The sequence below is a fragment of the Nonomuraea typhae genome (assembly GCF_009760925.1).
GTDB lineage: Bacteria > Actinomycetota > Actinomycetes > Streptosporangiales > Streptosporangiaceae > Nonomuraea > Nonomuraea typhae.
This window is the reverse complement of the sequence record NZ_VRLV01000010.1, coordinates 149452-161954: the sequence shown is the minus strand read 5'-3', so window position 1 is coordinate 161954 and position 12503 is coordinate 149452. Positions and strand designations below refer to the sequence as shown.

Genomic DNA, 12503 nt, shown 5'->3' with positions numbered 1-12503 from the left:
CCCATCTGCTGTCTATTCAGACGCCCACAGTGGTGCAAATCCTTGCATTTCGTCGTATCGTGAAGCGTGCTAGGTTTTGCCCTTGGTGTCGTTAGATGGGGTGAGTGACCGCATGATCAGGGACAGGGCCATGGCGAGCCTCCAGCTCGGCGCGAAGTTACGGGAGCTCCGGGAGGAGAGCGGCAAAACCCTCGAAGAAGCCGCAGCGCACCTGGAGTGCTCGCCGGCCAAGATTTCCCGGATCGAGACGGGCCGGGTGGCGGTGCGGCCGATCGACGTCCGCGAGATGCTCGGCCTGTACGGGGTGGGCGACGCACGCCGGGCGGCATTTCTGGCCTGGGTCCGGCAGACCCGGGAAAAGAAGGGATGGCTGCAGGCATACGCGGACATCATTCCCGAGGGATATGAATTCTTCGTCAGCCTTGAAGACGAAGCCACCGACATAAGTTTCTATCAGCCCTTCCTGGTGCCGGGGCTTCTGCAGACGGACGCGTACATGCGCGCGGTCATGCACACGTGTGGCGTGCCCGCCGAGCTGGCGGAACAAAGGATTTCGCTGCGGAAACAACGGCAGTCGCTGCTGGCGGGCGATTCGCCCCCGAACCTTCACGTGGTCATCGAGGAGGACGCGCTGAGGAGGCCCGTGGGCGACCGCGGGGTGATGAAGGAGCAACTCCGTCATCTCGTGGAGATGGGCCGGCGGCCCGGCGTCTCCGTCCAGGTCATCTCCCGCGACGTGGGCCTTCACCCGGCCGAGGGACGAGCGTTCATCATGCTCGGATTCCGTGACCCGGTCGAGCCGAAGGTCGTCTATCTCGAGCACCTCAACGAGTCCCACCTGCTCGACGACGCGGACCGGACCGCCGTCTACGAGCGGGTCTTCGGCGTCATCCAGTCATTGGCCCGGCCGGCCGGAGAGTCGGCCGCCCTGCTGGAAGGGATGTCCTCCTCCTGATGGCCGGCACGGAGGCTGCCGAGGAAGCTGATCCACGCCTCGGGGGCGAAGATCAGCACCGGGCGTTCCGGCTGTGCCGATGACCGCATCGCGATGGTCTGGTCGTCGAGCACGGCCACTTCGACGCATGCGCCGCTGGAACCGCAATAAGTGCTTCTGCGCCATGCCGACCTCGGGAGGTCGAACTCCGTCACCCTCATACCGTCCTCGCTGTGACCGACGAAGGATTCAAGGGGGCCTGCTTCATCATTCCATGAACACCTGTACGCGAGCGTCTCGCGGGCAATCGATACCCACTTGTCACCGTCCGGCAATGGAGAGGAGCCAAAACCGCTTAAGTTCATGATCGGCCGGGCGTCTGGGGGCAACGGTAATGACGTCCGGGCATGGTACGGGGCTCAGAATCCACGCACATCCGCACTCCTCGCGAGTGCGGCAGAGTCCAAAAGAGAAAACATGCAATGGGCATTCGAAAAATTCCCTCTGGGAAAAAGTGCGACCTGGGGCCGGTAGTGCTCCACCAAACGGTCCTCGTGGAGATCGGTGAAGCGGTTTCCTCGGTCGGCGACTTCGCGTGCAAGGTGCAGGACGCCCGCGGCACCTGCTTCTTGCTCTCCTCGCCCGCGGACTTCCTGGATCTGCCCGACAAGGCCGATCGGGTGTTGAAATACGTCGGCATGTGGGCCACCCGCCCGGACATGACGGAGCCCACGTTGTGGGTCGAGCTCTGCCGCGAACGCGCGAAACTCCGCCACAGCAGCAGCTCGGGAGACGTGTTGGAAGCCGCCCAGACGATTGACGACCTGTGCCGGCCGTACTGGCGACGATGGATCAGGCACGTGCTCAAGAAGCCCGTGGTGGGATATGTCTTCGCGTTGCTGCTCGCCGAGGTCCTGGTTCTCCTCATCGCGGCGGTCGCGGGCCCCACGTGGTGGCTCCTGGCCGCGAGCCCGGCCGCCGCCCTGCTCCTGGCGCCCGCGTGCAGATTCGTCTTCCGCCGCGTCATCTGTCACGCCTCCATGTACAACGGCCCGGAACGGGACCGCCCCGGCTTCTTCCGCCGGAACAAGGACGCCATCATCGTCACCCTCATGGGCGCCCTGGCGGTTACCCTCCTGGCTCTTTTGGATGGGCTGTTCTGACTTGAGCGATCGCTTAAGATAGCCTCCATGTTGATTTGAGCGACTGCTTAACGGGAGGCCGGTCGATGCCCGATTGGACCTATCACCCCTTGCGGGGGATCGCCGCCGCGATGCTCGGCGAGGGGCGCTCGCGCCACCTGGCGCTGCGGGCTCTGGCCGCCGTGGGGTCACTGCCCGGCGGGGCGCGGCTCATCGCCCAGGGACTCGGCCATCTCCACCCGCATCCCAGCCTGGCCGGGACGGTCTCCGGCGTCCTGGTGCGGGCCAGGGTGGGCGTGGTCGTCCCGCCCTCCGCGGCCCGTGCGGCCGTGCGTGCCATGGCACCGCTCGGCGCCGGGCTGATCGAGGTGGCACCGGTGACCTCGGAGGACGTGCCCGAGGTGCGCCGGGCGGCGGCGGGACGGCGGGTTCCGGTGGTCGTGCGGACCGATGAGCCTTGGGTCGCGGAAGCCGTGAAAGGGCACGTGGACGCCGTCCTCGGACCTGATCCGGATCTCGTCCGCACGTGCTCTCCGTCCGTGGACGACGCGGCCCGGGTGCTCGCCGATCCCCGGAAGACCGTGCTGGCCACGCCCGCCGTGCTGATCGAGGCGGGGCCGGGATGGTTCGCCCGGGTCATCGAGGCCGCCACGCCCGCCGAGGCGCCGCCCCGCCTGCGCGCGCTGGGCGCCGATCCACGGCGATGGCCAGGCTGGTGGTGGGGCGTGCTCATGGGGGCGGGCGTCATCGCGTTCGCCCTCGGCGCGGCCGTGGTCACGCTGGGCCCCATCCTGCTCTGGTACGACCGGGACTTCCTGGGGGCCGGGCCGTACCATCTGCATGCGATCAGCCACCGCCTGCCGGGGTTCCTGCAGCATGACCGGATCACCCTGGCGGGCTCCATGGTGGCCATCGGGGTCCTGTACGCGGGGATCGCGGCGGGCGGCCTGCGGCGGCGCTGGCCGTGGGCGCGGCGGGCCTATCTGGTCTCGGGCGCCATCGGCTTCCTGAGCTGGTTCTCCTTCGCGGGCTTCGGGTTCCTGGAGCCGGTGCACGCGGCGGCGACCGTGGTGTTGCTGCCGATGTTCCTCCTGGCGACGCGGCGCACCGCAGGCCCGCCGCGCTGGCGGGTGCTGCCCGAGGGGCCGGAACGGCTGCGGCGCCGCGCGCTCACCGGGCAACTGCTCATGGTGGTCACCGGATTCGGCCTGCTCATCGGCGGGATCGTGGTCTCGGCCGTCGGGCTGACCGAGGTGTTCGTCCCCAGCGACCTGGAGTTCCTGGGGGCCGATCCGGACGCCATGCGGGCGGCCAACCCGCGGCTGCTGCCGTTCATCGCGCACGACCGGGTCACCTTCGGCGGGGCGCTGGTCGCGGCCGGGGCGGCGATCACGCTGCTCAGCATGTGGGCCTGGCGGCGCGGGGAGGCGTGGCTGTGGTGGGTGCTGGCGGTGGCGGGGGCGGCCGGATTCCTGCCCGCGGTCGTGGTGCACGGCGCCATCGGCTACGTCGATCTCTGGCACCTCGCGCCGGTCTTCCTGGGGATGGCGCTCACGGTCACCGCCCTGGCCCTGGCGCGGCCGTACCTGTGTGCCAGGGCCGAGGCGGTGCTCAGCCCGCCGCGATCTGCGCGCTCACGTAGTCGAGCAGTTCCTCCGCCTCGGTGAAGCGGCGCTCGTTCTGGTCGCCGAGGAGCACGCCGACGACCTGCCTGCCGTCGCGCTCCGCGGCGAAGAGCAGGCAGTAGCCGGCCGCGCGGGTGTAGCCGGTCTTGACGCCGAGCACGCCGTCGGTGCGCTCCAGCAGCTTGTTGGTGTTCTTCCAGGTGTGGGCGCGGTTGTCCGCGGACTTGGCGACCTTGTGCTTCTTCGCCGAGACGACCTGGGTGAAGGCCGGGTTCTTCAGCGCGACCTGGGCGAGCCTGGCCTGGTCGACGGCGGTCGAGTAGCCGCCGCGGGCGGGCGTGGGCAGGCCGTCGGCGTTCGTGTAGTGGGTGTCGGCCAGGCCGAGCTGGCGGGCGGTGGCGTTCATCTTGTCGATGAATGCCTTCTTGCCCGGCCCGTAGGTCCTGGCCAGCGCGTTCGAGGCGTCGGCGCCCGAGGGCAGCATGAGGCCGTACAACAGCTCCTCGACCGTCAGCTTCTCGCCCTTGCGCAGCGCGGCGCTGGTGGCGCCGTTGTCGGCCGCGTGCCGTACGTCCGCCGCCGTGATCGTGACGGTGTCGGTCAGCCGGGCCTCGCGCAGCACCACGTAGGCGGTCATCACCTTGACCAGGCTGGCCACCGGGACCCTCTTGGTCTGGCGCTTGCCGACGTGGATCGTTCCGGCTGAGTCGACGACGTACGCCTGCTTGGCACCGACGTCGGGCTTCGCGGCTGCGTAGGCGGGCGTGGCGACACCCACGAGTACGGCTACCGCGGCAGAAGCGAAGATTCCCCCAATATGCATGTCAGCCATGGTGACAGGTGATCTAAGGTCCGTTTGCCGAAGTCGGCCCTTTGGGCGGGAAAACTACAGCTTGATGGGGGTAAATGATCGTTACATCGGCCAAATCGGGGGGTTCACCATGGCTGCTGGGAAATTCGTCATCTCCAAGGACAAGAGAGACGAGTACCGCTTCAAGCTGGTCGCCGGCAACGGCCAGACCATCGCCGTCAGCGAGGGCTACACGACCAAGGCCGCCTGCATCAACGGCATCGAGTCCGTGCGCAGGAACGCGGCCACCGCGGAGATCGACGACCAGAGCCTGGCCGCGGTCTGAGGATTCCGGCCGTCAGGCGGCCAGGGCCCGGTCCGCCCTGCGCCGCCTGCGCCGGATGATCACGGCCACGACCACCGCCACGACCACGACCGCGACCGCCACCGCGGTGATCGGCGAGTGCGTGGCCAGCTGGACCCAGCCCCAGATCACCCCGTACAGCGCGAACGACGTCACCGGCACCCACGTCAGGCACCCCAGCGCGCTGGCCACCACGTACCACGGGTAGGAGATGCGCAGCACGCCCGCGACCCACGGCAGCGTGTGCCGCAGAACCGGCACCCAGAAGCAGCCGTAGACGGCCAGGGCGCCCCACTTCTCGACGACCTTCTCCACCCGGGCGATCTGCGCCCGCGGCAGCCTCTTGCCGATCTTCGAGTCGTAGAGCTTCTCGCCGAGTTTGTAGCCGATCCAGTAGTACGCCTGGAACGCACCGAAGAGCGCGACCGCCCCGACGAGCACGATGAGCCAGTACGGCAGGCCGAAGAGCGAAGCCCTGGCCGGATCGGGGATGCCCGCAAGGAATCGCATACCAGACACCCCACCTCACCTAGCGCACCATAAGGCCAGCCTTACCTTATTTGATCCCTCAAGCCCGTGTCACATCGCCAGTGTGACCACGGCTGCAAGCGCGCGACAAGCGGCCCTCAACTCCCTTCACCTAAACCTGAGGATGAGAAGAGACGAGGTGTCGATCATGAGCAAGGCAACCACCGCCGCACTGACCACCGGCTCGGCCACCGCCGCCCGGCTGTGCGTCGCCGCGCTCGCCGCGACCAGCGCCTACCTCGGCTTCTCCGCCTACGACACCGCCAACTCCGCGCCCAAGCCCGCGCAGCCGGTCACGCTGCAGGCGCGCGAGGTGCCGATCACCTCCAACACCCCCGCCCCCGCGCCCGGCGTCATCGCCGTCAGCGCCAAGGCGGGCGCCGCCGGTTGCGACCGCACCTACCTGGCCAGGAGCGTCGTGATCAACCCCGAGCCCGGCACCACCGTGCTCTACCGCTGGCAGCTGTCCCGCTGGAGCCCGCGCAGCAAGCAGTGGAGCGCCTACCTGGTCGACCACTCCGGCTTCGGCGGCCTCAAGCGCACGCTCACCTGGGAGCCCAGGGTCGCCGACAACCCCGGGTGGTACCGGATCGAGCTGACCGTGCGGAGCGACGGCAAGACGATCAAGAGTGACCGTTTCCAAGTGAGTTGCTGACCGAACGCCGCGCCGCCTCCACCCAGCGCTCCACCCCGACCCGCTCGGCCACCTCCAGCGCCTTGCGGTAGTGGTCGCGGGCGGCCTCCGGCTGGCCCAGCCGTACCGCGAGATCTCCCAGTGTCAGCGCGACCGGCCACAGCGCCACCACGCCCGTGCCCGCGCCCGCGATGCGGTCGGCGAACGGCTTGAGCTTGTCGTAGCAGTCGACCATCCGCTCGCGGTCGTCCAGCAGCATCCCGGCCAGCGCCCGCCAGGTCATCGCCAGCTCGTACAGGAAGTCGGGCCGCACCGGCGGGCGCGTGGCCGCCACCGCCTTGGCGTCGGAGATGTGCCCGGCCGAGGCCAGCGCCAGCGCGTAGGCGTCGAGCGTCCACTTCGAGCCGCGCAGGTGCAGGTCGCTCAGCATCTCGACCGTCTCGGCCGCCCGCCCGTCGACCAGGTGCAGGCAGAACGTGGTGATCCGCGGCAGGTCCTGGCGGCCTTCGAGCATGCCCGCCCGCGCCGTCAGCCTGGCCGCGTCACGGTAGGCCCGCTCGGCCCCCGCGTAGTCGCCGGCGATCATCAGCCGCTGCCCGGCGTACCAGGCCGAGACCGCGGCCGGCGCCGACAGGTCGTACTGCTTGGCCAGCCGATCGGCCGCCGCCGCGTGCCGGTCGGCCACCCCGAACTCGCCGCGCGCCGCCGCGCACTCCACCAGCACCAGATGGGCCAGCGCCTGCGTGGCCATCTGGCCGGAGCGCTGCGCCACCTCCAGCAGCTCGCGCCCGATGCTCTCGCGCGTGTCCACCGCCGGAATGTCGTAGGACTGCCGCAGCCGCCCGCTCAGCGCCGCCGCGATCAGCGCCGGGTCGCCGCTCTGCCGGGCCAGCTCCAGCGCCTCCAGCGACGCCTGACGCCCGCGCTCGGGCGCCGAGGAGCCCTCCAGCTCCAGCGCCAGCGTCGTCAGCAGGCTCGCCCGCAGCGTCTGCTCGCCCTCGGGCAGCTCCATGAGCGCCTTCTCGGTGACGTCCACGATCTCCCACGCGGTGCGGGTGAAGTCGCGCGCCATCCCCTTGTGCGGTACGGCCAGCGACGCCGCCACCCGCGCGGTGATCTCCAGATCCTGCAGCGGCAGCGCCAGGTCCATCGCCTGGCGGCGCAGCAGCCGGGCGGCCGTCATGTCGCCGCAGACGGCCAGCGCCTTGATCTGGCGGAGCATGAGCTGCAGGCGTTCCCTGGGGTTCGGCGGGGCGGGATAGGAACGAGCGTCGCCACCGGTCCGCTCGAAGGCCGCGATCGCCTGCTCCCAGAGCCGTGCCGCCTCGCGGTGCGCGAAGCGCCGCTCGGCCTGCTCGGCCGCGAGCCCGGAGTAGTGCACCGCCTTCTCCGCGGCGTCGGCCAGGAAGTAGTGGTGCGCCAGCGCCGCCACGTCCGCCGGGTTGCGCTCCTCGATCGCCGTCGCCACCTCCGCGTGCAGCCGGGTACGGCGCAGCCGCGAGGCGTCGGAGTAGATCGTGTCCCGCACGAGGTCGTGGTCGAACCTGAGCATCCCGGGCCCCGGCTCGGTGACCAGGCCGGCCAGCAGCGCCGCCTCCACCGCCTCGACCACGGGGTCCTCGCCCCCGGCCACGCTGATGAGCACGTTGATGTCCACGTCGCGGCCGATCACGGCGGCCTGCAGGAGGATCTGCTGGGCGTCGGCGGGCAGCCGCGAGATGCGCCGGCGCAGCACGTCGCGTACGCCGGAGGGCACCCGGGAGAGCACCGCGGTCGTGGTCGTCTCCCCGGCGGCCGCGGCCTCGGAGTCGAGCAGGCGCACGGTCTCGCGCACGAAGAACGGGTTGCCGCCGGTGCGCTCCACGATCGACTCGACCGCGTCCTCGTCGATCTCCCGCACGCAGGTGGCCTTCACCAGCTCGGCCACCGCCTTGGGGTCGAGCCCGGACAGCACCACCCGCACGGGCCCGAGCCTGGCCAGCGCCGCCAGCACGTCGGACTGCCGGTCGTCGAGCTCGCCCTCCCGGCAGGTCACCACGAGCATCACCCGGCTGGTGGCCAGCAGGCTGGGCAGCGCGCGCAGCAGCGCGAGCGTCTGGTCGTCGGCCCAGTGGAGGTCCTCGAGCGTCAGCAGCACGGGCGCGCGCCTGGCCACCCCGGCGAGGTAGCCGCCGACCGCGCGGTGCAGCCGGAAGCCGCCGGAGACCTCGTCGTCGTCGGGATCGGGGTCGGCGTCCTCCAGCAGCGGCGCCAGGAGCTGGGCGTACTCGCCCGCGCCGGTCACGCCGACCAGCGTGCGCAGGATCTCCACCCACGCCCAGCCGGGCGGGGTGGCGCTCGAGTCGGGGCAGGCGCCCGAGGAGGTCATCCAGCCGTCGGCGGTGAGCCTGCTCTCGAGCTGGCGCAGCAGCGTCGTCTTGCCCGCGCCGGCCACGCCGGTGACGATCGCGACCTGGAAGCGCCCGGTGCGGGCGGCGGCCTGGGTCAGGCGGCTCAGCTCGGCGTCGCGGCCGACGAACGGCTCCGGCTCCAGCGGCGGCGGCTCCACGGGCGTGGCCGGCCGCGGCGGCCACGTGTCGGTGACCGGCGTCGCGGGCCGCGCCGGTCGCGCCGGAGGCGACAGCTCCAGCTCCGGCGCCTGGGCGAGGATGTCGGACTCCAGCTTGCGCAGCGCGGGACCCGGGTCGATGCCCAGTTCGTCGGCCAGGATGCCGCGCGCCCGGCGCAGCGCCGCCAGCGCGTCCCCCTGCCGCCCGCTGCGGTACAGGCCCAGCGACAGCAGCCGCCAGCCCTCCTCGCGCAGCGGATGCTCGGTGGTCATCGCCTCCAGGTCGGGTACGGTCTCGGCGTTGAGCCCGAGGCGCAGCCCGGTGTCGGCGTGCCGTTCCCGCGCCACCAGCCGCAGCTCGGTCAGCCGGTTCACCTCGGCCTCCGCCCACGCCTGGTCGGCGAAGTCGGAGTACGGCGTGCCGCGCCACAACCCGAGCGCCTTCTCCAGGAACGTCCTGGCCGCCTGCGGATCGTCGCTGTCCAGGCGCTCGCCCGCGTTGCGCACCTGCTGCTCGAAGCGCAGGGCGTCGACCTGGTCGGGCGCCACGCGCAGCGCGTACCCGGAGGCGACCGTCACCAGCAGCCGGTTGGGACCCCCGCGCGGGCGGCCGGGCTCCAGCACGCGGCGCAGCCGCGAAATGTACACCTGCAGCCCCGACTGCGCGCCCTTGGCCGTGTCGTCCGCCCACAGGTCGTAGAGCAGGGTGTCGACCGGCACGACCTGACCCCTGGCCACGAGCAATCGGGCGAGCACGGCCCGTTGCCGCAACCCGCCGAGGTCGAGTTCGTCGTCTTCGTACGCCTCGACTGGCCCCAGTACTCGGAACGCCACCATGTCAGCCGCCACGCTATGCGCGCTTCCGAATCACGCACAAGGTCTTTGAGGGGTTTGGAAGGGTCACTGCGGGGCCTTCAAGCTCTCGGACGTCGTCTCGGTGGCGGCGTCACGGCTGTTGCGCCTGCGCAGCAGCGCCCACGCGCCCAACGCCAGGCCACCGAAGGGGATCTCGATAGTGTAAGTCCAGAAGCCGAACAGCAGGGCGGTCGCGGTCGCCGGAGCCGTGTCCACGCCGAAGGTGACGAGCAGGAGCACCACCCCGCCCTCCATGATCCCGGCGCCGCTCGGCGTGATCAGCGCCGCCGTGAGCACCCGCGACAGCGCGAAGACCGCGATCGACTGCGCCAGCCCCGGATAGGCGCCGGTGGCCTGCATGCAGACGACCATGATCGCCCACTGCAGCGCCAGGAACGCGATCATCGAGGCCGACAGCCCCGGCCAGCGGGTCTTGACGACCCCCGCGGTGTCGGCGCGCAACCGGTCGAGAGCGGGAGAGACCTCTTTCTTGAACGGCCTGGCCAGCATGTCGAGCACCTTGCCCAGGACGAGGGCGGCCCGATCCCAGTACAGCGCCGCGGCCACCACGGCCACGAGCACCAGGATCGACACCGCGCCCACCCAGCCGGCCCGCTCCACGGTCGGGTTGATCACCTCGCCGGCCATGAGCAGCGCGATGATGCCCACCGCGGGCAGAACGAACCGGAACAACGTGTTCCACACGCCGCTGACCAGCGTCATCACCACGATCGACCGGTAGCCGAAACCCCAGCCCTTGCACATGCCGAACGTCAGCGCCACGCCCGCTGCGCCGCCGAACGGCAGCAGGTTGCTGACCGCGCTGCCCGCCGCGTTCAGCGTGATCGCCTGCAGGTTGCTCAGCCCCGGCATCGAGTTCGTCAGCACGAACGTGTAGGCGAACAGGCTGAGCAGCCACAACCCGACCATGAGCGCGATCGTGCCCACGCTCAGCTGGCCGAACTCCGCGCCGATCTCCCGCCAGGAGACGGGCTTGCCGGTCAGCGTCTGCACGATCTGCGGCAGGTAGACCACCAGCATCACGGCCAGGGCCAGCGACAGTACCGACAGCGTGGCCTGCAGCCACTTGTTCTTCATCAGGCCTGCTCGAAGGGGTGAGTGAGGCGGGTGCCCGGCGGCACGTCCCGGCGGACGAACCATTCCGTGCCGAACACCAGCCGATACAGGGGGCCGGGGATCTTGAGCATGACGGCCAGCGTGCGATCACTGTCGCCGCCGCTGGCCTGCGTGACGTGCGCCGCCATCGACGCCCGCTTCTGCTTGGTGTACTTCCTGACGTTCACCCTATGCGTGATCTGGTCGCCTGGTGTGTATGCGCTCTCGAATGTGCGCGGATCGAACTCCGGCGGGAACTTGTACACCTTTCCCGCGAACTTCAGCGCCTTCAGCAACGGATCCCGGTTCACCGTCGCCTCCAGGACGATCTCCGTCCCGGCCATTTCGGCGGCCCGCCGGCCCACCCGGTGCACCTGCACATGGTCCGGATGCCCGTAGCCGCCCGCCGGATCGTAGATCGCCAGCAGGTCGGCCTCCTCCTCCTTCAGGATGGCGGCCAGCTGCCCGGCCGCCCCGTCGGTGTCGGCGTCGATGAAGGCGTTGTCCGGCCGCTCCTCGGCGATGCCGCCCTTCGGGCTCAGCCCCGAGTCGCCGTACCCCAGGCACTCCACCCGCGCGCACCCCAGCAGCGCCGCCGAGGTGTACAGCTCCTTGAGCCGCGTCTCGCCCAGCTCGTCACCCGGCCCCATCTCGGCCAGGCCGCGCTCACCGGCGGTCGCCACCACCAGCACCACCCGATGACCCTCCGCGGCGAGCATCGCCATCGTGCCCGCCGTCAAAAGGGCCTCGTCATCGGGGTGAGCGTGGAAGAACACAGCTGTGCGTGGCTTTGTTGGCACAGGGCCCAGATTAGTCTGGGAGAGGTGCGGATCTTTCACGTGAGTGACTGTTACCTGCCGCGGCTCGGGGGGATCGAGGTCCAGGTGGCCGACCTCGTGCGTCAGCAGCGGGAGGCCGGCCACGAGGTCGAGGTGGCCACGGCCACCCGCGGCGAGCCCCTCGACGGCGTGCACAGGATCGTCGCCAGAATGCCCTTCGACCTGCCCGTGCACCCGCGGGGTGTGGGACACATCACCCGCCTGCTCACCACCTCCCGCCCGGCCGTGGTCCACGTTCACACCGGGGCGGTCTCGCCGTTCGCCTGGATGGGGGTACGCGCCGCCGTACGCGCCGGACTGCCCGTCGTGGTGACCGTCCACAGCATGTGGGACCCCGGCACCCGGGCGGTCTACCGGTTGCTGCGCCTCGTCTACGAATGGCACCGGTGGGGGGTCGTCGCCACGACCGTCAGCAACGCCGCCGCCGTGGCCATCCGCAGGGTCGCCGGGCGCGGGGTGCCGGTGCACGTGGTCTCCAACGGCCTCGACCTGTCCGGCTGGCGCCCGGTGGGAGTCGGAGCGCCTCCGGCGGAACCCGGGGCGCACATCGTGGCGGTCGGCCGCCTGGCGCCGCGCAAACACCCGGTGCGCCTGCTGCGGGCGCTGCACGCGGCCAGGTCGAAGGTCCCGCCCTCGGTGCCGATGCGGGCCACGATCGTCGGGGACGGCCCCGCCCGCGCCTCGATGGAACGTTACCTGGCCAAGAACGGCATGACCGGCTGGGTCACGCTACCCGGCCGGCAGAGCCGCGAGGAGATCGCCAAGCTCCTGGCCGCCGCCGACCTGTTCGTCGCCCCGGCGCCCCTGGAGTCCTTCGGCATCGCCGCCCTGGAGGCCAGGGCCGCCGGGCTGCCGGTGATCGCCAGGGAACGCAGCGGGGTGGCCGACTTCGTCCGCCACGGCGAGGAGGGCCTGCTGGCCCGCAACGAAGCGGACCTGGCCCGCTGCATCGCCCGCCTCACCACCGACACCGCCCTGCGCACCGCGATGGCCACCCACAACCGCTCCACGGAACCCACGGCAGGCTCCTGGAAGGCGGTCCTGGAGGGCTTCGACCACGCCTACACCCAGGCCATCGGCTAACCCGGCCCGCCCCCGGGACCTGGTCACAGGCCGTCGGGCCGCCCG

At 70.8% G+C, this 12503-nt stretch carries 12 protein-coding genes; 6 read left to right on the top strand and 6 right to left on the bottom strand.

Annotation, left to right across the window (positions count from 1 at the left end; translation table 11 throughout):
* Window positions 1–112 precede the first annotated feature (112 nt).
* Window positions 113–955: a helix-turn-helix domain-containing protein gene (locus FVE25_RS33850; RefSeq protein WP_157251212.1), complete on the top strand. Its 843-nt coding sequence runs from the start codon at window positions 113–115 to the stop codon at window positions 953–955.
* On the opposite strand, the gene FVE25_RS33845 is transcribed toward FVE25_RS33850, so the two are convergent.
* Window positions 868–1155, bottom strand: coding sequence for a DUF397 domain-containing protein (locus FVE25_RS33845; RefSeq protein ID WP_157251211.1), 288 nt, complete (start codon window positions 1153–1155; stop codon window positions 868–870). The genes FVE25_RS33850 and FVE25_RS33845 overlap by 88 nt on opposite strands.
* A gap of 333 nt (window positions 1156–1488) precedes the next feature.
* Between FVE25_RS33845 and FVE25_RS33840 the strand changes: the two genes are divergently transcribed.
* Both FVE25_RS33840 and FVE25_RS33835 read left to right on the top strand, forming a co-directional pair.
* The gene (locus FVE25_RS33840) at window positions 1489–2097 is read left to right on the top strand and encodes a hypothetical protein (protein WP_157251210.1); all 609 of its coding nucleotides are present in this window, start codon (window positions 1489–1491) and stop codon (window positions 2095–2097) included.
* A 65-nt stretch (window positions 2098–2162) separates the two neighbouring features.
* Window positions 2163–3743 (top strand): hypothetical protein, encoded by a 1581-nt coding sequence (locus tag FVE25_RS33835; protein WP_157251209.1) that lies wholly within the window; start codon window positions 2163–2165, stop codon window positions 3741–3743.
* On the opposite strand, the gene FVE25_RS33830 is transcribed toward FVE25_RS33835, so the two are convergent.
* A complete protein-coding gene (locus FVE25_RS33830; RefSeq protein ID WP_246267798.1) occupies window positions 3688–4524 on the bottom strand; it encodes a D-alanyl-D-alanine carboxypeptidase family protein in 837 nt (278 codons plus the stop codon). The genes FVE25_RS33835 and FVE25_RS33830 overlap by 56 nt on opposite strands.
* A 118-nt stretch (window positions 4525–4642) precedes the next feature.
* Here FVE25_RS33830 and FVE25_RS33825 point away from each other — a divergent pair, with 118 nt between their 5' ends.
* Window positions 4643–4837 carry a YegP family protein gene (locus tag FVE25_RS33825; RefSeq protein WP_157251207.1) on the top strand — a complete coding sequence of 65 codons (195 nt, stop codon included), beginning with the start codon at window positions 4643–4645 and terminating at the stop codon, window positions 4835–4837.
* 12 nt (window positions 4838–4849) lie between these two features.
* Here the strand turns inward: FVE25_RS33825 and FVE25_RS33820 are convergent, their stop codons facing one another.
* Window positions 4850–5365: a DedA family protein gene (locus FVE25_RS33820; RefSeq protein WP_157251206.1), complete on the bottom strand. Its 516-nt coding sequence runs from the start codon at window positions 5363–5365 to the stop codon at window positions 4850–4852.
* A gap of 166 nt (window positions 5366–5531) precedes the next feature.
* Between FVE25_RS33820 and FVE25_RS33815 the strand changes: the two genes are divergently transcribed.
* Window positions 5532–6038, top strand: a complete 507-nt coding sequence (locus FVE25_RS33815) for a hypothetical protein (protein ID WP_157251205.1) — start codon at window positions 5532–5534, stop codon at window positions 6036–6038.
* On the opposite strand, the gene FVE25_RS33810 is transcribed toward FVE25_RS33815, so the two are convergent.
* The 3 genes from FVE25_RS33810 to FVE25_RS33800 form a co-directional block, all read right to left on the bottom strand.
* Window positions 6007–9402 carry an ATP-binding protein gene (locus FVE25_RS33810; protein WP_157251204.1) on the bottom strand — a complete coding sequence of 1132 codons (3396 nt, stop codon included), beginning with the start codon at window positions 9400–9402 and terminating at the stop codon, window positions 6007–6009. The genes FVE25_RS33815 and FVE25_RS33810 overlap by 32 nt on opposite strands.
* 63 nt (window positions 9403–9465) lie before the next feature.
* Window positions 9466–10518, bottom strand: a complete 1053-nt coding sequence (locus tag FVE25_RS33805) for a lysylphosphatidylglycerol synthase transmembrane domain-containing protein (RefSeq protein ID WP_157251203.1) — start codon at window positions 10516–10518, stop codon at window positions 9466–9468.
* Window positions 10518–11312, bottom strand: a complete 795-nt coding sequence (locus FVE25_RS33800; protein ID WP_157251417.1) for a PIG-L family deacetylase — start codon at window positions 11310–11312, stop codon at window positions 10518–10520. Before FVE25_RS33800 ends, FVE25_RS33805 begins: the two co-directional genes overlap by 1 nt.
* Before the next feature lie 63 nt (window positions 11313–11375).
* On the opposite strand from FVE25_RS33800, the gene FVE25_RS33795 reads away from it, so the two are divergent.
* Window positions 11376–12458 (top strand): glycosyltransferase family 4 protein, encoded by a 1083-nt coding sequence (locus tag FVE25_RS33795; protein ID WP_246267794.1) that lies wholly within the window; start codon window positions 11376–11378, stop codon window positions 12456–12458.
* The last annotated feature ends 45 nt before the right edge of the window (window positions 12459–12503 follow it).